The organism is Streptomyces sp. TRD_SC_5, assembly GCF_056836825.1.
On sequence record NZ_JBWZZS010000001.1, the window covers coordinates 5,290,918 to 5,316,406 of the forward strand.

The following is a 25,489-nucleotide window of genomic DNA, read 5'->3' on the forward strand; positions in this document are numbered from 1 at the left end:
AAGCGCACTCTCTGATTGCTAGTTGAGAAGACTTCCTTGCAGCTCGGCGCGCAGGTCCGGGGTGAGGACACTGCCGGCCCGGTCCACCAGGAGAGCCATCTCGTACCCCACGAGGCCGATGTCGGCCTCCGGGTGGGCGAGTACGGCCAGCGAGGAGCCGTCCGAGATCGACATGAGGAAGAGGAAGCCGCGCTCCATCTCCACCACGGTCTGGTTGACCGCGCCGCCCTCGAAGATCCGGGACGCACCCGCCGTCAGCGAGGTCAGTCCGGAGGCCACCGCTGCCAGCTGGTCGGCGCGGTCCCGGGGGAAGCCTTCGGACATGGCCAGCAGGAGTCCGTCCGCGGAGACCACCACCGTGTGGGACACCCCGGGGGTGTTGTCCACGAAGTTGGTGATCAACCAGTTCAGATTCTGCGCCGCCTGGCTCATCGGGCTCACACTAACGCTCCTGGTTGTAGGTGTTGCCATGGCCACCGTTCTGATCGTAGGTGGCCGCCGTGTTCGTGTCCGTTCCCGCGTTGCGACCCTGCTGGACACCACGGCGCAGGTTGCTCAACCTGCCCCGTACGTCCTCGGGAGCGCGGGAGACCTGGGGGCCGCCCTGCGGGGTCTGCTCCGCGGTTCCCTCGACCAGGTTGGCCTTGGGAACCCGCCGGGGGAGGCCGGAGGAGGTGACTCCGCCTGCCTTGGGCTCACGGAGCTTCTCCGCCCGGTGCCAGCGCTCGTCGTTCGAGGAACGCCAGTCATCGGTGGTGCTGCCCGTTTCGTTCCCGTCCTGCTGCGGCGCGTCCTGCTGCGGCTGCTGGGCGACGACCGGCTGCTGCTGCGCCGCTTCCTGTCCGACGGACTGTCCGGCCGGCTCCCCGCCGGGCTGCCAGTGCTGCTGGCCGCCACGCCGCGGGAGGCCGGCGCCGGTCACATCGTGGCCGGAAGCCGGGGCGGAACTGGGACGGTCGAAGCCTACGCGCTCCCGGTCGTTCGCGGGAGCGCCCGGCGCAGATTCCGCTTCCGACCCGAACTCCGGCTCGTACGCGCCCTGGTACGACGCCTGCTCCGGCCAGTTCCCCTGGTGGGAGGGGGAATCGTACGTGTCTTCGTACGTCGCCCGGGGTGCCGCAGGCTCCTGGTACTCGGCGTCCGGATAGGTCTGGTACGCCGGGTAGTCGTCGTACCCGCCCTGGTCGTACGCCGGCTGCTGAGGCTGCTCGTACTGCGCCTGCGAGTCGTCGTACGACTGCTGCGGGTTCTCGTACGACGCCTGCTGCATCTCGTCGCGGAACAGCGGGCGGTCGCCGACGGCCTGCGCCTCCAGCTGCGCACGCCGCTCCTCGCGCATCAGCGAGCGGCCCACCGGGTCCAGCTGGGCGTCGTCGCCCTCGTTGCCGTAGGCCGAGTCGTCGAAGCCAAGCTCGGCCGCCGTGCGCATCGGAGCGCTCTCGTACGCCTGCTGCTCGGGAATGATCGAGGAGACCGTGAAGTCGTCGTGCGGGAGCTGCTCGCCGCCGCCACCGTGGGTGATGGCGTCCGGAAGCATGACCAGCGACGTGGTGCCGGCCTGCTCGCCCGAGGGGCGCAGCTGGACGCGGACGCTGTGCCGGTCCGCGAGGCGGCCGACCACGAACAGGCCCATGCGCTGCGAGACGGCGGCGTCCACGGTCGGCGGGTTCGCCAGCTTGTGGTTGATGTCCGCGAAGTCCTCGGCGGTGAGGCCGATGCCCTTGTCGTGGATCTCGACCATGACACGGCCGTCCGGGAGACGGGTCGCGGTGACGCGCACCTTCGTCTGCGGCGACGAGAACGTGGTGGCGTTCTCCAGCAGCTCGGCGAGCAGGTGCACGAGGTCGGTCACGGCCTGGCCGTGGATCTCCGACTCCGGTACGCCGGTGAGCTCGATGCGCTCGTACATCTCCACCTCGGAGGCGGCGGCGCGCAGCACGTCGACCAGCGGGACCGGCTGGTTCCAGCGGCGGCCCGGCTCCTCGCCGGCGAGGACCAGGAGGTTCTCGCCGTTGCGGCGCATACGGGTCGCGAGGTGGTCCAGCTTGAAGAGGTTCTCCAGCTGGTCCGGGTCGGCCTCGTTGTTCTCGAGGTCGGTGATCAGCGTCAGCTGGCCCTCGATGAGGGACTGGTTGCGGCGCGAGAGGTTGGTGAAGATCGCGTTGACGTTGCCACGGAGCATGGCCTGCTCGGCGGCGAGCCGCACGGCCTCACGGTGCACCTGGTCGAAGGCGCGGGCGACCTCGCCGATCTCGTCGTGCGACGTGATCGGGATCGGCTCGACCCGGGTGTCGACGCGGCCCGGCTCCGTACGGGAGAGCTGGTCGACCAGCATTGGCAGACGCTGCTCGGCGATGCCGAAGGCGGCGGTACGCAGCTGGCGCATGGCGTTACTCATCTGGCGGGCCATGAGACCGGCCAGGATGACCGAGGCCAGCAGGGCGATGACGACGATCAGGCCGTTGACGATGGCGTCGGTCTTGGCGTCGGAGGAGATCGCCGCGGCCTCCGTCACGGCCTTGTCGACGAGTTCGTTCTCGATCTCGGTGTAACCGTCGAACTTGGCGGTCGCGGCGGCCATCCACACCTCGGGCGTGACGCCCTTGGCCTTCAGGCCCGCGGGCTTGCCCTGGCCGATCTCCTCGGCCATGCCGTCGAGGATCGAACCGTCCTTGCTCGGCGGAGCCACGAAGGGGACGCCGGCCTGGTCGGCCTGCTGCTTGGCGGCGGCGAGCTTCTTGGCGCCGTCCTCCGCCTTGCCCTTCATGATGCGCTTGAGCTTGTCGGTGTCCTCCTGCGTACCGCCGGAGACGTACTCGCCGAGGGCGATCTGCTCCAGGTAGTTGTACGAGTTGAACGCGACCGTCTGCTTCGCGAGCTTCTCCGGGTCGGCGCTCGGGCGGATCAGGAGGTGCATGCCGATGGAGCGCTGGAGCGACGTGGCGGCCTTGGCGAGCTGGACGGCGTAGACCGTACGGCCGTAGGCGGTGATGTTGCCGGTGCCGAGGCCGAGCTCGTTCGACAGCTCCATCAGGTAGTGCTGGATGCCGACGTAACCCTCTTCGGTCTGCACCGGGTCCAGGGCCTTGCTGTACGCGGCCTTGCGGAGCGCGGGGAGCTTGGGCTCCTCCTTCGCGAGCAGGCCGAGACGGCGCTCCAGGCCCTGCTTCTCGGGGATGTCGCCGGAGGCGTCCGCGAACTTCTTCGCGGCCTCGTCGGTCAGGGCGTACGCCTGCTTGACCTCGGAGCTGGTGCGCTTGCCCTGGAGGAGCGGGGCGGCGGTCAGGTCACGCTCGTTGAGCAGCGCCTGGCTGTACTCGGAAGCCGCGCGGATGAGGACCGCGGTCTTCTCGGCGTCCTGCGCCTCCTGCCAGGTGTCGACCGAGCCCTTCACCTGGAAGCCGCCCATGACGAGGCCGACCAGCACGGGTATGAGCAGGATCGCGTTCAGCCTGGTGGGCACGCGCCAGTTGCGCGGCGAGAAGCGGCTGTTGCTGCCACCGCCCTTGCCACTGCCACCGCTGCCCGCAGGAGCGGCACCAGCGGGCGAGGTCGCGGGCGACGTCGCTGTGCGCGGCGGCGGGGTGAAGTTGCCCCGCGCGTCCATGCCCTGCTGCTGTGCGGAGCTCGTCTTGCTACGCCTCACTCGACCAACAACCTCTCGGCGCCGGCACCTACGTTGTGCCGTTTTTTCGTTCAGGGCCGTACTACTCGGGAGTTCGACGAATTCCAGCACGTCGAGCGGCTGCGTTCCAAACAGCGGGAACCGGCCGTTCCGAGTGGTGTAAGCCTCAGATAAAACGGTCAAACAGAACGAGCCCCGCCAAAATGCGGGGCCAATGTGAGCGCAGTGGTACCGCGCGAACGCGTGCGGTGGCCGTGGCGGGGCAATTCTCTTTCGAAACGTTATGAACAGAGGGGCGGAGAGTGTCTAAGGACACAGTCCGCCCCCTATCCGCTACGACAACGTACGACAACTGCCGTATGCGAGGGACTACTTGAGGCGTGCCATCAGGGCGTGCTCCACGAGCGTGATCAGACCGCTCTTGGCGTCCGCCCGGTGGCGCGCGTCGGTGGTGATGATCGGCGTACCGGGACCGATCTGCAGGGCTTCGCGCACCTCGTCCGGTGTGTACGGCTGGTGCCCCTCGAAGCCGTTGAGGGCGATGACGAAGGGCAGGCCGCTGTTCTCGAAGTAGTCGACCGCGGGGAAGCAGTCGGCGAGACGGCGGGTGTCCACCAGCACCACGGCGCCGATCGCACCGCGTACGAGGTCGTCCCACATGAACCAGAAGCGGTCCTGACCGGGCGTACCGAAGAGGTACAGGATCAGGTCCTGGTCCAGCGTGATGCGGCCGAAGTCCATGGCGACGGTCGTCGTCGTCTTGCCACCGGTGTGCGTGAGGTCGTCGATACCGGCGCTCGCGCTGGTCATGACCGCCTCGGTGCGCAGCGGGTCGATCTCGGAGACGGCTCCGACGAACGTCGTCTTGCCGACGCCGAAGCCGCCCGCCACCACGATCTTCGCGGAGGTGGTGGAGCGGGCAGTTCCGCTGCTAGAGCTTCCGAAGTCCACTGAGCACCCTTTCCAGCAGCGTCACATCCGGCGTGCCGCCGGCCTCTCCATTGCCCGGCTGGTGGATCGCCACCATGCCGGCCTCCGCCAGGTCGGCGACAAGGATCCGCGCGACTCCGAGCGGCATCGACAGCAGCGCCGAGACCTCGGCCACCGACTTGACCTCGCGGCACAGGTGGCAGATCCGCTGGTGCTCGGGCAGCAGCGAGGAGAGGTGCGCGGGGTCGGCGGTGGTGCTGACCAGCGCTTCGATGGCGAGCTGATAGCGGGGCCGGGTCCGGCCGCCGGTCATCGCGTACGGACGTACCAGCGGCTGGTCGCCTTCCTGATCGTACGACGCGTCGAGGCGCGCTCCGTACGGATCACGAGAGGCGGGGGGCGGGGTCATGGATCGATCCTCCGGGCATGACAGCAGTGGATGGGCCTGCCGTCTGACGGGGCCGGGGTGGGGGGCTTCTGCGCGGCCTGACGGTTTGTTTCTCGGCAATACCTGAGGGTGCGCGGGCTAGTGGAGAAGGCTGCCCTGAAGCTCCGCACGGAGGTCAGGGGTGAGCACGCTGCCGGCCCGGTCGACCAGCAGCGCCATTTCGTAACCGACGAGGCCGATGTCGCAGTCGGGGTGTGCGAGCACGGCCAGGGAGGAGCCGTCGGAAACGGACATGAGGAAGAGGAAACCGCGCTCCATCTCGACGACGGTCTGGGTCACAGCCCCGCCCTCGAAAATCCGGGAAGCCCCCGCGGTCAGCGAGGTCAGGCCGGAGGCCACGGCCGCCAGCTGGTCGGCACGGTCACGCGGGAAGCCTTCGGACATCGCCAGAAGGAGTCCATCGGCGGAGACCACCACCGTGTGGGACACCCCTGGGGTGTTGTCCACGAAGTTGGTGATCAACCAGTTCAGATTCTGCGCCGCCTGGCTCATCGGACTCAACTAACGCTCCTGCTGGTGAGTGGGGTCAATGTTGAAACTCCCGGTCGACGAGCCGCTTCCGGCCTGCCGGCCTTGCTGGATACCCCGACGAAGATTGGTCAGCCGGCCGCGTACGTCGTCTGGCGCACGCGAAACCTGCGGACCGGTCTGGTGGTTCTGCTGCTGCGCTGTACCCGGCACCAGATTGGCACGGGGGACGCGACGCGGCAGACCCGAGGTCGTGACACCGCCGGCTGCGGGCTTCTTTACCCGCTCGGCCTGCTTTACGAGTTCGTCGTTCGGCGAGGTGCGCCAGGCGGCGCCGTTGGTGGCGTTCGTACCGTTGGCGGTGCTGCTCGCGGCACCCGTGTCGCGCGCCTGGGCGCGCTGCGGCATTGGAGGGGTGGCGGCGGGCGCGGCAGGTGACTGCTGCGCGGGCCGCCCGGACTGCTGGGGTGCGGCGGGCGCCTGCTGCTCGCCCTGCTGCTGCTGGAACCAGTTCGACTCGAGCGTGTCGAAGAGCGGCGTACGTCCGTCACCGGGACCGGCGGCGGGCGGCAGCTCGTGCTGCTGCGGCTGCGGAGGCAGGCTCGCGGCGGGCTGACGCGGTGCGGGGGCGGCTGTGTTTTCGTCGCGCCGGACGTCGCGGCCGTGCCTGCGCGGCGCCGGGCCGAGGGCCTGGGGACCGCCCTGGTTCGGGGCGCCCTGATTCGGGGCGCCCTGGGGACGGCCCTGGCCCGGACGGCGGCCCTGTCCCTGCGGCTGGGCCGGTCCGCCGTACGCGCCGGCCGGGTTGGCCTGCTGCGGGGCGTTGAAGTCCGGCCGGGGGAGCTGCGCGGTGGACGCGGGGTCCATGGGGCCGGGGAGCTCGGGGCGCTGGTACTGGCCGGCCGGGGCGTTGCCCTGCGGAACGCTGCCGTGCGGGGCGTTGTTCTGCGGGGCGTTGGCCGTGGGCCTGGCGAACTGGCCCGCGGCGGGGTCCTGCTGACCGCGCTGGCCGGGACGCTCGTACTGGCCGCCGGCCGCAGGTCCCACGGGGCCGCGGACGTCGGAACGCTCGAACACGCCCGTGGAAGCGGGCGGCGGTCCGTCCGGTGCGTCGAAGTTCGGCCGCTGGAACTCCGCGGTGGAGCCGGGACCCTGCCGGGACGCCGTCTCCGCCTCTTCGTGTCCGCGCGGCTGGTCGTTGCCCCAGCTCGTCGTCTGCGGACGCGCCGGGCGCTGCTGGGCGGGGCCGCCGCCAGGCAGCTCGGCGCGGGCGCCGCCCCGGTTCGGCTGCTGGGGCTGCGGCTGCGGACGGCCCTGGTCGCCCTGGGCGGGGCCGTTCTGCTGGAAGGAGTTCGGGCGTACGTCGGAACGCTCACGGTTCCCGGCCTGGCGGTTGCCGCCGAAGGCACCGCCGAGACCGCCACCCTGACCGGAGCCGCGCTGCTGGCCCTGCGCGGGCCCGCCGTCGCGTCCGGGCAGGGCCGCACGCTGACCGGCGCCGGCGACCTGGCCACGGGCGCCGCCGGGACCGGCCGGCAGCCGTCCCGCCGGAGCGGCTGGGCCGCCGACAGCACCGGGACCGGCCGGCATACGGCCGCCGGGGCCCGAAGGCACCTGCGGCTGCGCGGCGGCGCCGGTGTTCGCCGGAACCTTCTTGCCGCCCTGGGCGACGTCGACGGGCAGCATGACGAGCGCGGTCGTGCCGCCGGAGTCGGAGGGGCGCAGCTGGATGCGGATGCCGTGTCGCAGCGACAGGCGGCCGACCACGAACAGGCCCATGCGGCGCGAGACCGAGACGTCCACGGTGGGCGGCGAGGCGAGCCGTTCGTTGATCGCCGCGAGGTCTTCCGGCGACAGGCCGATACCGGTGTCGTGGATCTCGACGAGCACGCGGCCGTCGGGCAGGGCGTGCCCGGTGACGCGGACCTTGGTCTGCGGCGAGGAGAACGACGTGGCGTTCTCCAGCAGCTCGGCGAGCAGGTGCACGAGGTCGTTGACGACGCGTCCCGCGACCTCGGTGCCCGGCACCGACGACAACTCGATGCGCTCGTACTGCTCCACCTCGGACGCGGCGGCACGCAGCACGTCGACGAGCGGCACGGGCCGCGTCCAGCGGCGGCCGGGCTCTTCACCGGCGAGAACGAGCAGGTTCTCACCGTTACGGCGCATGCGGGTCGCGAGGTGGTCGAGCTTGAAGAGCGAGGACAGCTGGTCGGGGTCGGCCTCGCGCGACTCCAGCTCGGAGATGAGCGAGAGCTGACGCTGGATAAGACCCTGCGAACGCCGCGACAGGTTGGTGAACATCGCGTTGACGTTGCCTCGCAGCAGCGCCTGCTCGGCGGCCAGTCGGACCGCCTCGCGGTGCACGTCGTCGAAGGCCGCGGCCACCTGGCCGATCTCGTCGCGCGAGTGCACACCGACGGACTCCACGGACGTGTCGACGTCCTGCGGGTCGGCCTCGGAGAGCTGCTTGACGAGCTCGGGGAGGCGGTCCTGGGCGACCCGGGTCGCGGTGTCCTGGAGGCGGCGCAGCGAGCGGATCATGGAGCGGGCCACGACGAACGCGCCGACGAGCGAGACGCCGAGGACGAGCAGGATCAGTACACCGTTGAGGATGGCGTCCTGCTGCGACTCGTTGCGCAGCTCACGGGCCTTCTGCTCCATCTCGTTGAGAAGCGTGGCCTCGATCCGCTTCATCGCGTCGATCTTGGTGGAGTCGGCGTCGACCCAGTCCATGTACGAACGCTCTTGCTCGCTCTTGAGCCTGCCCGGCGTCGAGAGCACCCGGTTCGCGTACTTGTCGGCGGCCTCGATCGTGGGGCTGCCGCTGTCCAGCGAGGCGGTGAGTTCCTCGTTGTCGCCGACGTACACCTGGTCGAACTGCTTGAGCGCCGCGCGCTCGCTGTCCATGGCGGACTTGGCATAGAGGCGGTCGTTCTCGGTGAGCACGCCGGATTCGCGGTCGTTCGCCGGCAGGGAGGCGGCGATGATCGCGCGCTGGATGGAGGCGTACTCCTTGGCGGAGGAGAACGCGGACAGGGCACGCGTCCGCTTGATCATCTCCGGGTTGGAGGTCGCCTGCGCCATGTCCTGGGAGAGGCTCAGCAGTGACTCGATCAACTGGTTGTAGTTGTTGACCGTCTGCGAGTTGGTCGTCTTCTTCTGGTACGCGCCGTCGCGGATCTGGCGAATGGAGTTCAGCCGGGACGCGATCTGGTAGAGGCTGGCCCTGATGCTCCGCAGGCTCTCGTCGCCGCCCGGGTCGATGTTCTGGGTCCCGGCGACGAACGAGTCCTTGGCGCGGTCCGTCTTGTCCCTGGGGCCCTTGACCTTGAAGTCGGCCGGGCTGGTGCCGTTGGCGAGAGGACCGGCAGACTTGTCGCGCTCATCCTGGAGCGCGAGGGCGAGCTCGGTCGCCTGCTTGGTCATGTCGGTCAGCAGCTGCATGTGCTCCAGCTGCTCCATGTCGTTCATGGACTCGTTGATACGCAGACCACCGAGGGTGGTCGCCGCGACCACCGGCAGGGCCAGCAGGGAGACCAGACGGGTGCTGATTCGCCAGTTGCGCAGGGCTATTCGAGAGCCCGTGGAAGTGGGCTCCTTGGCTCTCGCCGGGGCCGCCTGCTCGCTGCCGCCCTTGACCCCGGCGCGCAGAGCGCGATCGCCGCCGTCGGCCGCGGCCGACGCGTGGTTTTGGGCGTGCTGGGGCGAGGATCCGCGGTCGGTCCCGCGCGGCTCCTGCTCCGCCGCAGCGCTGCCATCCCTCTTGAAACGTCCCTGCACTAGCGTCGCAACCTCTGGACCAGGCGTTCCTCCGCGTGAACGGCGGAACGGTGTCGAGTCGTGGGGCACCGAGCGGCCCCATGGGTGGTCGTGAGTGACCGGCGCTTCTCCCCTTCCCGCCGCCACTCGGCGCTGCGTTGCGCCCTGCGCGCCGGCTGGAATCTCGCGGCGGTCCGGGGAATTCCAGCACAGTGCCGGATCTCCAACAAGGCCCGCGTGTCGGGCCGTGACCCGAGTGACCCCCTGTGAGTGCCCCGTAACCCCATGTAGAAAGTGTTCGGGCTTAAAAGGGTCAAAGCGGAACGAGTCGCTTAGGGGTAGGGGGTGTCCCAGTCCTGATGATCAGGAGCGGAATGATGCCTTCAGTGGTGCAATGTCCGTTTCCTCGGTCTGTGTGCGGCGCCTGAAATGGTTGATTTGCCCGCCATCTCGTGAGGAAACTCACACGCCTTTCTCGACTGCTTCACATCTTCGGCGGGGATCCGGATGTTTAGCCTGACGCTTTACAGGGATGGCGAATCCGACAATCACCGCGCCCAGGTGGCGCCCGTACCGACAAGGCCCCAACAGCAGATGAAGACCACGACCGCGTCGATGTTCCGCAGCACCGCCAACCCCCGCCGCACCACGCTGGTGCATCTCGCGGACGCCGCGGACCTGCGGGAGGCCGAGCGGCCCGAGCACCCCGTCGACCTGCCCTCCGAGACCGCCAACCCGCGCCGGACCATTCTGATGGAAGCCCCCGCCGCGTAGGCAGGCACGCCGCTGATGCGGGAGGCCGGACGCCCCGGCCGCGTTAGCCTGGGGCGTCAGTCTCCAGCCAGCCAGCAAGTAAGGGGCGGCAGCATCCCGTGCGCATCGCCAGGTTCTCCATCGACGGCAATGTTGCCTTCGGCGCGGTCGAGGGCGAGCGTCCCGACGACCTCGTCCTGGACATCATCAAGGGCATTCCGTACGCCGACTTCGAACTCTCCGGCGTCAAGGTCCCGCTGAGCAAGGTCCGCCTCCTGCCGCCCGTGCTTCCCAGCAAGGTCGTGGCCGTCGGCCGCAACTACGCGGAGCACGCGGCGGAGCTCGGCAACCAGGTCCCGGACGCGCCCCTCACCTTCTTCAAGCCGTCCACCTCGGTGACCGGCCCGGGCGACGACATCGCGTACCCCTCCTTCTCCAGCGAGCTGCACCACGAAGCCGAACTGGCCGTGGTCATCGGCCGCATGTGCCGCGAGGTCCCGCGCGAACGCGCCAGGGAAGTCATCCTCGGCTACACCTGCGCCAACGACGTGACCGCACGCGACGTCCAGCAGCGCGAGAAGCAGTGGGCCAGGGCCAAGGGCTTCGACACCTCGTGCCCGCTCGGCCCCTGGGTGGAGACCGACCTCGACCCCGGCGACCTCACCATCCAGTGCACGGTCAACGGCGAACAGCGCCAGCTGGGGCGTACGAGCGAGATGGTCCGGTCCGTCGAGGACCTGATCGTGCACATCTCCGAGGCCATGACGCTGCTCCCGGGCGACGTCATCCTCACGGGGACCCCGGCCGGAGTCGGACCCCTGAACGTCGGCGACGAAGTCGCCGTCACCATCGAAGGCATCGGCACTCTCACCAACAAGGTGATCAAGCGTGGCTAGCGCACCCGTACGAGTACGTTTCTGTCCCTCGCCGACCGGCAACCCCCACGTGGGCCTGGTCCGCACCGCCCTGTTCAACTGGGCGTTCGCCCGGCACAACGGCGGCACGATGGTCTTCCGCATCGAGGACACCGACGCCGCCCGCGACTCCGAGGAGTCGTACAACCAGCTGCTCGACTCGCTGCGCTGGCTCGGCCTCGACTGGGACGAGGGCCCCGAGGTGGGCGGCCCGCACGCCCCGTACCGCCAGTCGCAGCGGATGGACATCTACAAGGATGTCGCCCAGAAGCTGATGGCGGGCGGTTACGCGTACGAGTGCTTCTGCACCGCCCTTGAGCTGGAGGTACGCCGCGACGCCGCCCGCGCGGCCGGGAAGCCGTCGGGCTATGACGGCACGTGCCGCAACCTCAGTGAAGACCGCATCGCCCGCTACAAGTCGGAAGGCCGCGAAGCCATCGTGCGCTTCCGCATGCCCGACGAGCCGATCACCTTCACGGACCTGGTCCGCGGCGAGCTGACCTTCAACCCGGACAACGTCCCGGACTACGGCATCGTCCGCGCCAACGGCGCCCCGCTCTACACGCTCGTCAACCCGGTCGACGACGCGCTGATGGAGATCACTCACGTACTGCGCGGCGAGGACCTTCTCTCCTCCACCCCGCGCCAGGTCGCGCTTTACAAGGCGCTGATCGAGCTGGGTATCGCCAAGGAGGTCCCGGCCTTCGGCCACCTCCCGTACGTCATGGGAGAGGGCAACAAGAAGCTCTCCAAGCGCGACCCCGAGGCGTCGCTCAACCTCTACCGCGAGCGCGGCTTCCTCCCCGAGGGCCTGCTCAATTACCTCTCCCTCCTCGGCTGGTCCATCGCCGAGGACCGTGACATCTTCACGATCGAGGAGATGGTCGCCGCCTTCGACATCGCGGACGTCAACGCCAACCCGGCGCGCTTCGACCTGAAGAAGTGCGAGCACATCAACGCCGAGCACCTGCGCAAGCTCTCGGTCGAAGACTTCACGGCGGCCTGCGAGCCCTGGCTGAAGGCGCCGTACGCGAACTGGAAGCCGGAGTCCTTCGACCGCGCGGCCTTCGAGGCGATCGCCCCGCACGCGCAGACCCGCGTAACAGTCCTCTCCGACATCACAGCGAACGTCGACTTCCTGTTCCTCGACGAGCCGGTGGAGGACGAGGCGTCCTGGGCAAAGGCGATGAAGGGCGAGCCGGTCCCGCTCCTCACCACAGCTCGCGCCAACCTCGAAGCGGCCGACTGGACCAGTCCGGAGTCCCTCAAGGAGGCCGTCCTGGCCGCCGGCGAGGCCCACGGCCTGAAGCTCGGCAAGGCCCAGGCCCCGGTCCGCGTGGCAGTCACCGGCCGCACGGTAGGCCTGCCCCTCTTCGAGTCCCTGGAGATCCTGGGCAAGGAGAAGACCCTGACCCGCATCGACGCGGCCCTGGCGAAGCTCGCCGCGTAGTTCGTACGTCCGAAGGGCCCGGAAGCCACACCGGCGTCCGGGCCTTTCGCGTACCGTCGGAGCATGCCGATCCGTGCTGTGGTCTGGGACATCGACGACACGATCTTCGACTATGCGAGCGCCGATACCGCCGGCATGCGTGATCACCTCGCGGCCGAGGGGCTGCTGGGCGAGTACGAGTCCGTCGACCTGGCCCTCGGCCGCTGGCGTGAGATCACCGAGCTGCACTGGGCGCGGTTCGCCGCCGGCGAAGCCGGTTTCGAGGAGCAGCGGCGCGACCGGGTGCGGGCCTTTCTCGGGACGCCGCTGACCGACGAGGCGGCGGACGAGTGGTTCCTGCGGTACGTCGCCCACTACGAGGCCGCCTGGAAGCTCTTCCCCGACACCGTCCCGGCGCTGAATGTCCTGGCGGACGAGTACCGCCACGCCGTGCTGTCCAATTCCAGCGTTCACAATCAGGATCGCAAGCTGCGCGTCCTCGGCGTACGCGACCGCTTCGAGGCGCTCCTGTGCGCCGCCGAGCTTGGCTTCTGCAAGCCCGCCGCCGCGGCCTTCCACGCCGCCTGCGACGTGCTCGGGCTGCCCCCGTGCGAGGTGGCGTACGTCGGTGACCAGCCCGACATCGACGCGCGGGGAGCCGACGCCGCCGGCCTGGTCGGGATCTGGCTCGACCGCGGCGGACTCGGTGGCCGTCCGGAGCTCGTCCGGATCACCGGCCTTGAGCAGCTACCTGGGCTGTTGCGGGGCGATACCCGTTTTGGAGCGCCGTCCACCTTCGGGTAATGTTCTTTCTGCGCCGCCCGAGAGGGCCGAAAGGTCCGGCCGGGAAGCGCGAACCAAACAAACCCCCATCAGGGGGTTGCGTTTTGGTGGGCTATGGTGTAATTGGCAGCACGAGGGTTTCTGGTTCCCTTAGTCTAGGTTCGAGTCCTGGTAGCCCAGCTCGCAGAGCTTTTTCTGCACAGGCCCCCGTTGTGTAGCGGCCTAGCACGCCGCCCTCTCAAGGCGGTAGCGCCGGTTCGAATCCGGTCGGGGGTACAGATCCTTTCTTTCCACCACCTTCGGGTCGCTCCTGGATGTGGTGACGTAGGGATCGCCAAAGGCCCCCGTTGTGTAGCGGCCTAGCACGCCGCCCTCTCAAGGCGGTAGCGCCGGTTCGAATCCGGTCGGGGGTACGGGTAAAACCACATTGGTCTAAACCACCATGGGCTATGGTGTAATTGGCAGCACGAGGGTTTCTGGTTCCCTTAGTCTAGGTTCGAGTCCTGGTAGCCCAGCGCAGTACCAAGTCGCAGTAAACAGGCCCCCGTTGTGTAGCGGCCTAGCACGCCGCCCTCTCAAGGCGGTAGCGCCGGTTCGAATCCGGTCGGGGGTACGTACAGAGAAGGCCCTTCGCATCGCGGAGGGCCTTCTCGCGTTCTCTGTGCTCCTTGCGGCAGTCGCCGCCGCCCGAGCCGCCCGGTGTCGGGGCGCCGGGCGGCTCGGGCGGTTTCCGGGAATGTCAGCCGCCGGAGCGGCGCAGCGCCTCCGACAGGCGCGCCGCCGAGTCGATGACCGCTTGGGCGTGCATCCGGCCCGGATGGCGGGTCAGCCGCTCGATCGGTCCGGATACCGAGACAGCCGCGACCACGCGGTTGGACGGACCGCGCACCGGCGCCGACACCGAGGCCACGCCCGGCTCCCGCTCGCCGATCGACTGGGCCCAGCCCCGGCGGCGTACACCCGACAGGGCGGTCGCCGTGAAGCGGGCGCCCTGGAGGCCGCGGTGCAGGCGCTCCGGCTCCTCCCAGGCCATCAGGATCTGGGCGGACGAGCCCGCCTTCATGGTGAGCGTGGAGCCCACCGGGACGGTGTCCCGCAGTCCGGACAGCCGCTCGGCCGCCGCGACGCAGATACGCATGTCGCCCTGCCGGCGGTAGAGCTGCGCGCTCTCGCCGGTGACGTCACGCAGATGCGTGAGTACGGGACCGGCCGTGGCCAGCAGCCGGTCCTCGCCCGCCGCGGCGGAAAGTTCCGACAGCCGCGGGCCGAGGATGAACCGGCCCTGCATGTCCCTCGCCACCATCCGGTGGTGTTCCAGTGCCACGGCAAGGCGATGTGCCGTGGGTCGTGCAAGCCCTGTCGCCGCGACCAGCCCGGCGAGGGTGGCCGGACCGGACTCCAGTGCGCTCAGTACCAGAGCTGCCTTGTCGAGAACGCCGACGCCGCTAGAGTTGTCCATGCGTCGATACTCGCGTCTCACTCTGTGAAACGCAAGTTCAATTTTTCCGGGAACTTGCGAATCTGTAGGGGAGGCCGCACAACGGCTCAGCAGCCACCGCCCCGTACGGGGGTCCAGGGCGAGGGCGATCCGATCTCTAGATGGGCCGGCGAAGACGCCGGTCGAAGGGAAAGCGATGGGTAGGACACTTGCGGAGAAGGTCTGGGACGACCATGTCGTCAGGCGCGCCGAGGGCGAGCCGGATCTCCTCTTCATCGATCTGCACCTGCTGCACGAGGTGACCAGCCCGCAGGCCTTCGACGGCCTCCGCAAGAGCGGCCGCCAGGTACGGCGGCTCGACCTCACCATCGCCACCGAGGATCACAACACCCCGACCATCGACATCGACAAGCCGATCGCGGACCCGGTCTCCCGGATCCAGCTGGAGACGCTGCGCAAGAACTGCGCGGACTTCGGCGTCCGGCTGCACCCGCTCGGCGACGTCGAGCAGGGCGTCGTCCACGTGGTGGGACCGCAGCTGGGCCTGACCCAGCCCGGCACCACCGTGGTCTGCGGCGACAGCCACACCTCCACCCACGGCGCGTTCGGCGCGCTGGCCTTCGGTATCGGTACGTCGCAGGTCGAGCACGTCCTGGCGACGCAGACGCTGCCGATGGCGCCCCCGAAGACCATGGCGATCACCGTCGAGGGCGAACTGCCCGACGACGTAACCGCCAAGGACCTGATCCTCGCCATCATCGCGAAGATCGGCACCGGCGGCGGTCAGGGTTACGTCCTCGAATACCGCGGTTCCGCCATCGAGAAGCTCTCGATGGAGGCCCGGATGACCATCTGCAACATGTCGATCGAGGCCGGCGCGCGGGCGGGCATGATCGCCCCCGACAAGACCACCTTCGACTACCTGCAGGGCCGTGTGCACGCCCCGCAGGGCGAGGACTGGGACGCCGCCGTCGCCTACTGGCAGACGCTGCGCACCGACGACGACGCCGTTTTCGACGCGGAGGTCGTCATCGACGCCGCCGCACTGGCGCCGTTCGTCACCTGGGGCACCAACCCGGGCCAGGGCGCGCCGCTGTCGGCCAACGTCCCCGACCCTGCTTCGTACGAGGACGCTTCGGAGCGCTTCGCCGCCGAAAAGGCCCTGGAGTACATGGGGTTGACCGCGGGGCAGCCGCTGCGCGAGATCAAGGTCGACACCGTCTTCGTAGGTTCGTGCACCAATGGCCGCATCGAGGACCTGCGGGCCGCCGCCGCGCTCATGGACGGCCGCAAAGTCGCCGACGGCGTACGGATGCTGATCGTCCCGGGGTCCGTGCGCGTCGCGCTGCAGGCGATCGAGGAGGGCCTGGACAAGGTGTTCACCGCCGCCGGGGCCGAATGGCGGCACGCGGGCTGCTCGATGTGTCTGGGCATGAACCCGGACCAGCTGGCGCCCGGTGAGCGCTCCGCGTCCACCTCCAACCGCAACTTCGAGGGCAGGCAGGGCAAGGGCGGCCGTACCCACCTGGTGTCGCCGCAGGTTGCCGCCGCCACGGCGGTGCTGGGCCACCTGGCCGCGCCCGTCGACCTGTCCGACGCTCCGACGCTCGTGGAGGCCTGAGCATCATGGCCATGGAAGCTTTCACCGCACACACCGGCCGGGCCGTTCCGCTGCGCCGCAGCAACGTCGACACCGACCAGATCATCCCGGCGCACTGGCTGAAGAAGGTCACCCGCGACGGTTTCGAGGACGGGCTGTTCGAGGCCTGGCGCAAGGACCCGGAGTTCGTCCTCAACCGCCCCGAGCGCAAAGGTGCCACGGTCCTGGTGGCGGGCCCCGACTTCGGTACCGGCTCCTCCCGTGAGCACGCCGTGTGGGCCCTGCAGAATTACGGCTTCAAGGCCGTGATCTCCTCGCGGTTCGCCGACATCTTCCGCGGCAACTCGCTCAAGAACGGCCTGCTGACCGTCGTACTGGACCAGAAGGTCGTTGATGCCCTCTGGGCACTGGCCGACGCGGACCCCACGGCGGAGATCACCGTGGACCTCGAGGACCGTCAAGTACGGGCAGAAGGCATTACGGCTGATTTTGAGCTTGACGAGAACGCCCGCTGGCGTCTGCTGAACGGCCTGGACGACATCAGCATCACCCTCCAGAACGAGCCGTCCATCGCCGCTTACGAGGCCGGCCGGCCGTCCTTCAAGCCCAGTACGACGCAGGTCTGACGCCCCTGCCGTCACTCCGTTGCCCCCTACCGTCCGCGGTAGGGGGCAACGCCATGTTTGGGCTCCAACTCCCGTGGTACGTGGGGAAGATGGACGCCGCGCCGTGAGCTTACTGGAGGGCTTTTGGACACCTGGATTCCATTAGTTGCCCCCGCCGGAGGCGACAACTCGCCCCAGATGGCACAATCGGTGCATGGAACGCGACAGCCAACTCAAGCTCTATGAGGCGGTCGCGGACCGGCTGAAAGAAGCACACACAAGGGTGCGCACACTGCAAGTCCCGGAGGGCGTACGGATGGCGCTGACCCGGAAGCTGCTGGTCATAACGGCCGCGGCGAAACACGATCTCGCCGATGCGGCAAGGCGCCTGGACAGGTTGCTGAAGGACCTCGACGAGGGTCGATTCCCTGAAGGTGACTGAGGCCTGTGGAACTCCGCAAGGTCTACTTCGTTGCGGCACTAGGGTGATTAGCCCGTTTCGTGTTTGATTTGCGGTATATATCTGCCTAACGTGCGAAAAAGCTTGAACACATTCGTTCTGGCAATGTCTCCGAAGGGGAAGACGTGAACAAGGCGCAGCTCGTAGAAGCGATTGCAGACAAGGTCGGCGGCCGTCAGCAGGCCGCTGACGCGGTCGACGCGGTACTCGACGCGATCGTCCGTGCAGTGGTCGCCGGCGACCGTGTGTCGGTCACCGGCTTCGGATCGTTCGAGAAGGTCGACCGTCCGGCCCGTTACGCCCGCAACCCGCAGACGGGCGAGCGGGTACGGGTCAAGAAGACCTCGGTTCCGCGCTTCCGCGCCGGTCAGGGCTTCAAGGACCTGGTCAGCGGCTCGAAGAAGCTCCCCAAGGGTGGCGAGGTCGCCGTAAAGAAGGCCCCCAAGGGCAGCCTTTCGGGCCCGCCCCCCACCATCTCCAAGGCATCGGCCAAGAAGGCCGCCACCAAGAGGGCCGCCGCCAAGAAGACGACCACGGCGAAGAAGGCGACCCCCGCCAAGAAGATTACCGCCACGGCGAAGAAGGCGACCCCGGCCAAGAAGGCCACGGGCGCCGCCAAGAAGACCACCGCGACCGCCAAGAAGGCCACCGCGACGGCGAAGAAGACGGCCGGCGCCAAGAAGGCCACGCCCGCCGCCAAGAAGGCCACCGCCAAGAAGACCGCGCCGGCCAAGAAGACCACCGCGAAGAAGGCGCCCGCCAAGAAGGCCACGGCGCGCAAGACCACCGCGAAGAAGACCGCTGCCGGGAAGTAGCAGGGGCAGCCACGACTCACGCGCCGGGCCGGGCTCCCTCCGGGGAGCCCGGCCCGCGGTGTGTCCGGGGCCCCACGAGCAGGGGCCGCCCGTCAGCGGCGGGGAGCCGCCCCCGGGGGAGGCTTGTCAGAAGGTCTGCAGCGTCACCAGGGTGATGCGCAGACCCGCGCCGGCGCCCTCGCCCTCGATACGCACCCGCTGCCCCGGACGCAGCAGCCGCAGGCCGCCCGCGTCGAAGGCCGTGGCGTCGAAGTCCACCGGGGTGCCGTCGTCGAGCAGCACACTGCCGCTGCGGGTCTCGGAGTCGTACGTGTACGCGGTCGCCTGCATGAGCGCAGCGTATCTGCCGGTGACCGCCGCGCTCAGCCGGGCCGTGCGCGGGCCCACGCCGAGCGCCAGCGCCGCCCGCAGATCCTCGCCGGTGTCCACGTCCTGGCGTACGGAATCGACTCCCGCCAGCGGTATTTCCCGGGCCCCCGCGGCCGAATGCCGGGCGCGCGAAGGGCCACCGAAGAACGGCGCCAATTCCACCCCCGGCGCCGCGGAAAGCAGCGTCGTACCGATTCCGGTCGCATCCGCCAGAAATGCGCGGGGAAATGCGGCGGCATAATCGAGCACTTGCTGCAATTCCGCCGGGCGCAGTGCGGGAAGATCCGCATTCAGCGCGGCGACTGCCGCGCCGGGCCGCAGCGCCCGCACCGTGCGTGCCCCGTGCGCCAGAGCGGCGTTGAGACCCGCGGCCGGGGTGTCCGGCGTGATGCGCGCCCCAAGGGCGGCCAGGGCCGCGCCCGCGGGCCCGTCGTCCGTGACGACCACCACATCCCGTACCGCCGCGCAGGCCAGCACGGCGGCCACGGTGTCCTCGGCGAAGGCCAGAGCGAGCCTGCGGCGCAACGCGTCGCCCGCCGACAGGGCGAGCCTGCTCTTGGCCAGCAACAGGGGCTTCAGGGGGACGACCAGGGACCAGGGAGCGGTCCGGAGCGTGTTCAGTGGCCAGCCCTCCGTCCGGTGTGCGTCGGACCCCATTGTGGCCTGCGCGTACTGCGGGCAGGGGGTCCGGGGCCCTGCCCGGGGCGTACGGTGTTCTCGACAGACAGGGGACCTGGGGCGACACTTGTGCGGCTGACCAGGCACATACGTACAACGCAGCCCGGTCCTAGAGGAAGGTGTCCGAGTGTCCCGCCGCAGAATCGGCTTCTGGTACCGCCTGGCAGCGGTCATCGCCAAACCCCCGCTGGTGGTGCTGTTCAAGCGGGACTGGCGCGGAATGGAGAACATTCCGGCCGAGGGCGGATTCATCACCGCGGTCAATCACAACTCGTATCTGGACCCGCTCTCCTACGGGCACTTCCAGTACAACACGGGACGTGTTCCCCGGCTGCTTGCCAAAGCGGGCCTCTTCAAGACCCCGTTCGTCGGGATGATGCTGCGCGGTACGGGCCAGATCCCCGTCTACCGCGAGACCACCAACGCACTCGACGCTTTCCGCGCGGCAGTCGACGCCATCGAGCGCGGTGAATGCGTCGCCTTCTATCCCGAAGGAACGCTCACCCGCGACCCCGGCATGTGGCCGATGGCGGGCAAGACCGGAGCGGCGCGCGTGGCCCTCATGACGAAGGCCCCCGTCATCCCGGTCGCCCAGTGGGGCGCCAACTTGGCGATGCCGCCGTACGCCGAGGAGAACAAACTTCGGCTCTTCCCGCGCAAGACGCTGTCGGTGCAGGCAGGTCCACCCGTCGACCTGGACCGGTTCTACGACAAGGAACCGACGCCCGACGTGCTGCGCGAAGCGACCGAGGCCATCATGGCCGCCATCACGGAGCAGCTCGCCGAGCTGCGCGGCGAGCCCGCGCCCGGCGAGCCGTACGACCACCGCAGGGCCCGCGCGGAGCAGCGGCGCAAAGCCGAGGGAGAGAACGCAAAGTGACACGCCAGCCGGTGAAGGCCGCCGTATACGGAACAGGCTCCTGGGGCACCGCCTTCGGCATGGTGCTGGCCGACGCGGGCTGCGAGGTGACCCTCTGGGGCCGCCGCGCCGAAGTCGCCGACGCCATCAACAACGGCCGTACGAACCCCGACTATTTCCCGGGCGTCGAACTGCCCGCCTCGCTGCGCGCCACCACCGACCCCGCCGAGGCCGCCGAGGGCGCCGACTTCACGGTGCTCGCCATCCCCTCGCAGACGCTGCGTGGCAACCTCGCCGCGTGGGCGCCGCTGCTGCCCGCCGACACCGTCCTCGTCTCCCTGATGAAGGGAGTCGAACTCGGCACCGCCAAGCGGATGAGTGAGGTCATCGAGGAGGTGGCCAAGGCGCCCGCCGAGCGGGTCGCGGTGGTCACCGGACCCAACCTCGCCAAGGAGATCGCGGCCCGGATGCCCGCCGCCGCGGTCGTCGCCTGCACCGACGAGGCGGTGGCCACCCGGCTCCAGTCCGTCTGCCACACCCCGTACTTCCGCCCGTACACCAACACCGACGTCGTCGGCTGCGAACTCGGCGGCGCCGTCAAGAACGTCATCGGCCTCGCCGTCGGCATCGCGGACGGCATGGGCCTCGGCGACAACGCCAAGGGCTCCCTCATCACCCGCGGCCTCGCCGAAACGACCCGCCTGGGCCTGGCGATGGGCGCCGACCCGCTCACCTTCTCCGGACTCGCGGGCCTCGGCGACCTGGTCGCCACCTGCTCCTCGCCGCTCTCGCGCAACCACACCTTCGGCACCAACCTCGGCCGCGGCATGACGCTCGACGAGACCATCGCGGTCACCAAGCAGACCGCCGAGGGCGTCAAATCCTGCGAGTCTGTGGCTGATCTGGCCCGCCGTCACGGCGTCGACATGCCGATCACGGACACGGTCGTCGACATCGTCCACAACGGGAAGCCGCCGATCGTCGCGCTGAAGGAACTGATGTCACGCAGCGCCAAGCCCGAGCGCCGCTGATCCCTTCCGCACGCACCTCTCGCGCGCTTTGCGGGCTTCGAGGTGTTGCGGCGGCCTCCGGCCACCGGCCCGGGGAGCCGGGCAGCACGCCGGGGCCGCGCCCGCACTCCACGGCACCGGATGTGCACGGTAGTCTCAACGCGATATGAGCAGCGAGAACCTCCCCCAGAGCCCTGCGCAGGAGCCCCGCAAGCCGCGCGTGGCCGTCGTATTCGGCGGCCGCAGCTCCGAGCACGCCATCTCGGTCGTCACGGCCGGCGCCGTACTGCGCTCCATCGACCGTGAGAAGTACGACGTACTGCCGATCGGCATCACGACGGAAGGCCGCTGGGCGCTGACCGCCGACGAGCCCGACCGGATGGCCATCGCCGACCGGGTCCTGCCGAGTGTCGAGGACCTCGCCGAGTCCACCGAGGGCGGCGTGGTCCTGTCGGTCGACCCGGGCAACCGTGAAGTCGTCCTCAGCGAGCCGGGCTCGGTGCCCAAGGCGCTGGGCGAGGTCGACGTCGTCTTCCCCATGCTGCACGGCCCGTACGGCGAGGACGGCACCCTCCAGGGCCTCCTGGAGCTCTCCGGTGTCCCGTACGTCGGCTCCGGTGTGCTCGCCTCGGCCGTCGGCCAGGACAAGGAGTACATGAAGCGGGTGTTCATCTCCTTCGGGCTGCCGGTCGGCCCGTACGAGGTCATCCGCCCCCGGGAGTGGGAAAACGATCCCTCAGCCGCCCGCAAGAAGATCGTCGACTTCGCCGGCGAGCACGGCTGGCCGCTCTTCGTGAAGCCCGCACGCGGTGGCTCCTCGATGGGCATCACCAAGGTCGACGACCTCTCCGGCCTCGACGAGGCGATCGAGGAGGCGCAGCGCCACGACCCCAAGATCCTGGTCGAGTCGCTGCTGCGCGGCCGCGAGATCGAGTGCGGTGTGCTGGAGTTCGAGGACGGACCGCGCGCGAGCGTGCCCGCCGAGATCCCGCCCGTCACGTCCCACGACTTCTACGACTTCGAGGCGAAGTACATCGACTCGGCGGCCGGCCTGGTGCCCGCGCCGCTGACCGAGGAGCAGACCGCCGAGGTGCGGCGGCTCGCGGTCGAGGCGTTCGACGCCGCGTCCTGCGAGGGTCTCGTACGCGCGGACTTCTTCCTGCTCGACACCGGCGAGTTCGTGATCAACGAGATCAACACGATGCCCGGCTTCACGCCGATCTCCATGTACCCGCGGATGTGGCAGGAGACCGGGGTGTCCTACCCGGAGCTCGTGGACCGGCTGATCCAGGCCGCGCTGCGCCGCCCGACGGGCCTGCGCTAGAGGGTTTTGGGCACTGCCTTCTTCACCGGCCCCGCGAAGGCCGCCAACGGCGTGACGTCGTGGGCGTACTTCGCGGGGAGCGTGACCTCGACGTAGGCCTCGCGGTACGTGGTGGTGAACCGCGGGCTGCCGTCCTCCTGCCGCTCCAGCATCCAGTTGACGCCGTCCGCCTCCACCGCTTTCGCCGACGGATCGCTCATCTTCTCCGGCCGGGGGACACCGCAGCGCAGTACGATCGCCGGATCTCCCCATACGACGGTGAGCTCCGACTCCGGGTCGGCGGTGCGCCGCTTCTGCCCCTCGACGGTCTGAGGCAGCTCACGGTGCAGCGCCCGGCACACCTCGGCCTCTTCCGAGGACGGGGTGGGAACCGGGATCGCCACGGCATCGTCCGTGAGGGAGCAGCCGGCGGCGGCGAGCAGCAGGGCGGCGCACGAAAGCGCCGACAGCCGCGGCACCGACGAACGCGACAGGAGCCGGCGGGAAGAAGAAGTCACCGGCCAAGAGTAGACGGGGGCTAAAGGTGCACGACCGGGCAGGTCAGAGTGCGGGTGATGCCGTCCACTTGCTGGACCTTGGCGACCACCAGGCGGCCGAGGTCGTCGACCGTGTCGGCCTGCGCGCGCACGATCACGTCGTAGGGTCCGGTCACGTCCTCGGCCTGGATCACTCCCGGAATCTTGCCGATGGTCTCGGCGACGGACGACGCCTTGCCCACCTCGGTCTGAATGAGGATGTACGCCTGTACCACGGAACCTCCAGGGCGGCCACGAGGATCATGTGGGAGATAAAGAGACGCCACCGTATCGCGTCGTCGCGGGCAGCGGGGAGACCTGCGCGGCCGTCGGCGTACGGAGCGTGGCGTACGGAGACCAGAAGTTGACGTATGAGTTGACGGTACCTACAGCAGTGATGGCTCGCGACCGCAAGCGCACTGGGGCAGAAGGGGCACATCCATGAAGGGCACTGTGGGCGAACTGGGGGAGTTCGGGCTCATCAGAGAGCTCACCTCCCGGCTCACCTCCACCCCGGCGGTACGGCTGGGGCCCGGCGACGACGCCGCCGTCGTGGCCGCACCCGACCGGCGGGTCGTGGCGAGTACGGACATTCTGCTCGAGGGACGCCACTTCCGGCGCGACTGGTCGACGGCGTACGACGTGGGCCGCAAGGCCGCGGCCCAGAATCTGGCCGACATCGCCGCGATGGGCGCGGTGCCGACCGCGCTGCTCCTCGGCCTCGTCGTGCCCGCCGAACTCCCGGTCAGCTGGCCGACCGAGCTGATGGACGGCATCAGGGACGAGTGCCAGGTCGCGGGCGCCGCAGTCGTCGGCGGTGATGTCGTACGGGGCGAGACCATCACCGTGGCGATCACCGCGCTCGGCGACCTGCGCAACCACGAACCGGTGACGCGGTCGGGCGCGCGGCCCGGGGATGTCGTCGCGGTCACCGGCTGGCTGGGCTGGTCGGCGGCGGGCCTGGCGGTCCTCTCGCGCGGCTTCCGCTCGCCGCGCGCCTTCGTCGAGGCGCACCGGCGCCCCGAGCCGCCGTACCACGCGGGCCCCGCGGCCGCCGGGCTCGGCGCCACCGCCATGACCGACGTCAGTGACGGGCTCGTCGCCGATCTCGGGCACATCGCGGAGGCCAGCAAGGTCCGTATCGACCTGCGGTCCGGGCTCATCGACATCCCGACGCAGATGTCCGACATCGGGCAGGCGGTCGGCGTGGACCCGCTCCAGTGGGTGCTGACCGGGGGAGAGGACCACGCGATCGTGGCGACGTTCCCGCCGGACACGAAGCTGCCCGCCCGCTGGAAGATCATCGGCGAGGTCCTCAACCCGTCGGCGCTGCCGCAGGTGACGGTCGACGGGGCGCCCTGGACGAGCAAGGGCGGCTGGGACCACTTCGGGGACGATCACTTCGGGGACATCGAGACCGCCCCGTAGCCCTGGCGTACTAGATTCGCCCGTATGCGAATACTTCCTTGCGTTCTCACCGTCGCCGGATCCGATTCCGGTGGCGGTGCGGGCATTCAGGCCGACCTCAAGACGATGCTGGCCCTCGGCGTGCACGGCATGAGTGTGCTCACCGCGGTGACGGCGCAGAACTCCCTGGGTGTGCAAGGCACCTGGGACCTGCCGGTGGAGGCCGTACGGGCCCAGTACCGCAGCGTCGTCGACGACATCGGCGTACAGGCCGTGAAGACCGGGATGCTGTCCTCGGCCGAACTCGTCGAGACGGTCGCCGAACTGCTCGCCGGCACCGACGCCCCGGTGGTCGTCGACCCGGTGGGCGTCTCCAAGCACGGCGACCCGCTGCTCGCCACCTCCGCCCTCGAATCGGTACGGACGAAGCTGCTGCCCACGGCGACCGTCGCCACCCCGAACCTCGACGAGGTGGCCCAGCTCACCGGCGTACGCATGGAGTCCGAGGCCGGACTGCGGCGGGCGGCCGACGCGCTCCTCGAATTCGGCCCGCGCTGGGTGCTGGTCAAGGGCGGCCACCTGCCCGGCGACGCGGTGGACTTCCTCACCGACGGCGCCGAGGAGCACTGGCTGCGCGCCCCCCGCCACGACAACCGGCACACGCACGGGACGGGCTGCACGCTGGCCTCCGCGATCGCGTCGGGCCTGGCGAAGGGCCTCGACGTACCGCAGGCCGTGGCTGCCGCCAAGGAGTACGTGACCGAGGCGATCGCCGCCGGGTTCGCGCTCGGGGCGGGAATCGGACCGGTGGATCACGGCTGGCGGCTCAGGAGTACTCCCTCAGCCTGATGCCGGACGCCTGTGGCCGGCGAGTGCGCAGGCCACAGGCGTCCGGACATAAAAAGAACCGGCCCACCACGAGGGTGGACCGGTTCTCAAGCAACCAGCTAGGTGGCCGCGCTTGGCATACGTCAGCGCGAGACCTTGCCGGCCTTGATGCACGAGGTGCAGACGTTGAGCCGCTTCGGCGTCCGACCGACCACTGCACGCACGCGCTGGATGTTGGGATTCCAGCGACGAGACGTACGGCGGTGCGAGTGCGAAATGTTGTTGCCGAAGCCCGGCCCCTTGCCGCAGACGTCGCAGTTGGCAGCCACGGGTCACTCCAAAGACTTCAGATGCACTTACAGTGGATCCCGGCATGCCGGGATCGAAGAATCGAGTGGCGTAGCCGGGGGAATGTCCCGATTTTCATCGGGCAACCGGAGCAGCATACATCGGCTGCTCCCGTAGAACG

Annotated in this window: 23 protein-coding genes, 5 tRNA genes and 1 pseudogene; 18 read left to right on the top strand and 11 right to left on the bottom strand. The window is 69.4% G+C overall.

The genetic code is table 11. The features are described from left to right. Positions 1-18: 18 nt before the first annotated feature. From AC1P0E_RS24380 to AC1P0E_RS24405, 6 genes are all read right to left on the bottom strand, one after another. A complete protein-coding gene (locus AC1P0E_RS24380) occupies positions 19-432 on the bottom strand; it encodes a roadblock/LC7 domain-containing protein (protein WP_037649449.1) in 414 nt (137 codons plus the stop codon). A gap of 10 nt (positions 433-442) precedes the next feature. Beyond that, entirely contained in the window at positions 443-3,646 is a 3,204-nt protein-coding gene (locus tag AC1P0E_RS24385; protein WP_482744261.1) for a nitrate- and nitrite sensing domain-containing protein, read from the bottom strand. A gap of 348 nt (positions 3,647-3,994) precedes the next feature. Then, the gene (locus AC1P0E_RS24390) at positions 3,995-4,576 is read right to left on the bottom strand and encodes a GTP-binding protein (protein WP_482744262.1); all 582 of its coding nucleotides are present in this window, start codon (positions 4,574-4,576) and stop codon (positions 3,995-3,997) included. Then, complete coding sequence (locus AC1P0E_RS24395; protein WP_454379300.1) at positions 4,557-4,964, bottom strand: DUF742 domain-containing protein; 408 nt, start codon at positions 4,962-4,964, stop codon at positions 4,557-4,559. Before AC1P0E_RS24395 ends, AC1P0E_RS24390 begins: the two co-directional genes overlap by 20 nt. Before the next feature lie 117 nt (positions 4,965-5,081). After that, positions 5,082-5,495 carry a roadblock/LC7 domain-containing protein gene (locus AC1P0E_RS24400; RefSeq protein WP_037649408.1) on the bottom strand — a complete coding sequence of 138 codons (414 nt, stop codon included), beginning with the start codon at positions 5,493-5,495 and terminating at the stop codon, positions 5,082-5,084. Between the two features lie 9 nt (positions 5,496-5,504). Continuing rightward, positions 5,505-9,254 carry a sensor histidine kinase gene (locus tag AC1P0E_RS24405; RefSeq protein ID WP_482744263.1) on the bottom strand — a complete coding sequence of 1,250 codons (3,750 nt, stop codon included), beginning with the start codon at positions 9,252-9,254 and terminating at the stop codon, positions 5,505-5,507. A 573-nt stretch (positions 9,255-9,827) separates the two neighbouring features. Here AC1P0E_RS24405 and AC1P0E_RS24410 point away from each other — a divergent pair. The 9 genes from AC1P0E_RS24410 (at position 9,828) to AC1P0E_RS24450 (ending at position 13,725) form a co-directional block, all read left to right on the top strand. Then, a complete protein-coding gene (locus tag AC1P0E_RS24410; RefSeq protein ID WP_482744264.1) occupies positions 9,828-10,007 on the top strand; it encodes a hypothetical protein in 180 nt (59 codons plus the stop codon). A 98-nt stretch (positions 10,008-10,105) separates the two neighbouring features. Next, entirely contained in the window at positions 10,106-10,882 is a 777-nt protein-coding gene (locus AC1P0E_RS24415; protein WP_482744265.1) for a fumarylacetoacetate hydrolase family protein, read from the top strand. After that, the gene (gene gltX, locus AC1P0E_RS24420; RefSeq protein WP_482744266.1) at positions 10,875-12,350 is read left to right on the top strand and encodes a glutamate--tRNA ligase; all 1,476 of its coding nucleotides are present in this window, start codon (positions 10,875-10,877) and stop codon (positions 12,348-12,350) included. Before AC1P0E_RS24415 ends, gltX begins: the two co-directional genes overlap by 8 nt. Before the next feature lie 63 nt (positions 12,351-12,413). Beyond that, positions 12,414-13,133 (top strand): HAD family hydrolase, encoded by a 720-nt coding sequence (locus AC1P0E_RS24425; RefSeq protein ID WP_482744267.1) that lies wholly within the window; start codon positions 12,414-12,416, stop codon positions 13,131-13,133. Positions 13,134-13,220: 87 nt separating this feature from the next. After that, positions 13,221-13,292 (top strand) — tRNA-Gln (locus AC1P0E_RS24430). Positions 13,293-13,315: 23 nt separating this feature from the next. Then, positions 13,316-13,388: transfer RNA gene (locus tag AC1P0E_RS24435), tRNA-Glu, on the top strand. 64 nt (positions 13,389-13,452) lie between these two features. Then, positions 13,453-13,525: transfer RNA gene (locus AC1P0E_RS24440), tRNA-Glu, on the top strand. Between the two features lie 30 nt (positions 13,526-13,555). Then, a tRNA-Gln gene (locus AC1P0E_RS24445) sits at positions 13,556-13,627 on the top strand. A gap of 25 nt (positions 13,628-13,652) precedes the next feature. After that, positions 13,653-13,725: transfer RNA gene (locus AC1P0E_RS24450), tRNA-Glu, on the top strand. A 126-nt stretch (positions 13,726-13,851) separates the two neighbouring features. Here AC1P0E_RS24450 and ndgR read toward each other — a convergent pair. Continuing rightward, complete coding sequence (ndgR, locus tag AC1P0E_RS24455) at positions 13,852-14,571, bottom strand: IclR family transcriptional regulator NdgR (protein WP_028813744.1); 720 nt, start codon at positions 14,569-14,571, stop codon at positions 13,852-13,854. Between the two features lie 175 nt (positions 14,572-14,746). Between ndgR and leuC the strand changes: the two genes are divergently transcribed. The 4 genes from leuC (at position 14,747) to AC1P0E_RS24475 (ending at position 18,030) form a co-directional block, all read left to right on the top strand. Further along, on the top strand, positions 14,747-16,171 hold the full coding sequence (gene leuC / locus AC1P0E_RS24460) for a 3-isopropylmalate dehydratase large subunit (RefSeq protein ID WP_482744268.1): 1,425 nt from the start codon (positions 14,747-14,749) through the stop codon (positions 16,169-16,171). An 11-nt stretch (positions 16,172-16,182) separates the two neighbouring features. Then, the gene (gene leuD / locus AC1P0E_RS24465) at positions 16,183-16,776 is read left to right on the top strand and encodes a 3-isopropylmalate dehydratase small subunit (protein ID WP_482745885.1); all 594 of its coding nucleotides are present in this window, start codon (positions 16,183-16,185) and stop codon (positions 16,774-16,776) included. A 193-nt stretch (positions 16,777-16,969) separates the two neighbouring features. Then, positions 16,970-17,197 carry an SCO5555 family protein gene (locus AC1P0E_RS24470; protein ID WP_482744269.1) on the top strand — a complete coding sequence of 76 codons (228 nt, stop codon included), beginning with the start codon at positions 16,970-16,972 and terminating at the stop codon, positions 17,195-17,197. A 143-nt stretch (positions 17,198-17,340) separates the two neighbouring features. Further along, complete coding sequence (locus tag AC1P0E_RS24475; RefSeq protein ID WP_482744270.1) at positions 17,341-18,030, top strand: HU family DNA-binding protein; 690 nt, start codon at positions 17,341-17,343, stop codon at positions 18,028-18,030. Between the two features lie 354 nt (positions 18,031-18,384). On the opposite strand, the pseudogene cofC reads toward AC1P0E_RS24475, so the two are convergent. After that, positions 18,385-19,056 (bottom strand): annotated as a pseudogene (gene cofC / locus AC1P0E_RS24480) (2-phospho-L-lactate guanylyltransferase); the annotation flags it as partial. A gap of 148 nt (positions 19,057-19,204) precedes the next feature. Between cofC and AC1P0E_RS24485 the strand changes: the two are divergent. The 3 genes from AC1P0E_RS24485 to AC1P0E_RS24495 all read left to right on the top strand — a co-directional run bounded on the left by AC1P0E_RS24485 (position 19,205) and on the right by AC1P0E_RS24495 (position 22,270). Continuing rightward, on the top strand, positions 19,205-19,957 hold the full coding sequence (locus tag AC1P0E_RS24485) for a lysophospholipid acyltransferase family protein (protein WP_482744271.1): 753 nt from the start codon (positions 19,205-19,207) through the stop codon (positions 19,955-19,957). After that, complete coding sequence (locus tag AC1P0E_RS24490) at positions 19,954-20,967, top strand: NAD(P)H-dependent glycerol-3-phosphate dehydrogenase (RefSeq protein ID WP_482744272.1); 1,014 nt, start codon at positions 19,954-19,956, stop codon at positions 20,965-20,967. The genes AC1P0E_RS24485 and AC1P0E_RS24490 overlap by 4 nt, the downstream gene beginning before the upstream one ends. 145 nt (positions 20,968-21,112) lie before the next feature. Beyond that, positions 21,113-22,270: a D-alanine--D-alanine ligase family protein gene (locus tag AC1P0E_RS24495; protein WP_482744273.1), complete on the top strand. Its 1,158-nt coding sequence runs from the start codon at positions 21,113-21,115 to the stop codon at positions 22,268-22,270. Here AC1P0E_RS24495 and AC1P0E_RS24500 read toward each other — a convergent pair. Beyond that, positions 22,267-22,767 carry a DUF3515 domain-containing protein gene (locus AC1P0E_RS24500; protein ID WP_482744274.1) on the bottom strand — a complete coding sequence of 167 codons (501 nt, stop codon included), beginning with the start codon at positions 22,765-22,767 and terminating at the stop codon, positions 22,267-22,269. The genes AC1P0E_RS24495 and AC1P0E_RS24500 overlap by 4 nt on opposite strands. A gap of 20 nt (positions 22,768-22,787) precedes the next feature. Next, positions 22,788-23,021, bottom strand: coding sequence for an Lrp/AsnC family transcriptional regulator (locus AC1P0E_RS24505; protein WP_482744275.1), 234 nt, complete (start codon positions 23,019-23,021; stop codon positions 22,788-22,790). A 205-nt stretch (positions 23,022-23,226) separates the two neighbouring features. Here AC1P0E_RS24505 and AC1P0E_RS24510 point away from each other — a divergent pair, with 205 nt between their 5' ends. Together AC1P0E_RS24510 and thiD are read left to right on the top strand one after the other, a co-directional pair. Further along, entirely contained in the window at positions 23,227-24,213 is a 987-nt protein-coding gene (locus AC1P0E_RS24510; protein ID WP_482744276.1) for a thiamine-phosphate kinase, read from the top strand. A 24-nt stretch (positions 24,214-24,237) separates the two neighbouring features. Further along, positions 24,238-25,041 carry a bifunctional hydroxymethylpyrimidine kinase/phosphomethylpyrimidine kinase gene (gene thiD, locus AC1P0E_RS24515; protein ID WP_482744277.1) on the top strand — a complete coding sequence of 268 codons (804 nt, stop codon included), beginning with the start codon at positions 24,238-24,240 and terminating at the stop codon, positions 25,039-25,041. Between the two features lie 122 nt (positions 25,042-25,163). On the opposite strand, the gene rpmB is transcribed toward thiD, so the two are convergent. After that, the gene (gene rpmB / locus AC1P0E_RS24520) at positions 25,164-25,349 is read right to left on the bottom strand and encodes a 50S ribosomal protein L28 (protein WP_003957616.1); all 186 of its coding nucleotides are present in this window, start codon (positions 25,347-25,349) and stop codon (positions 25,164-25,166) included. Between the last annotated feature and the right edge of the window lie 140 nt (positions 25,350-25,489).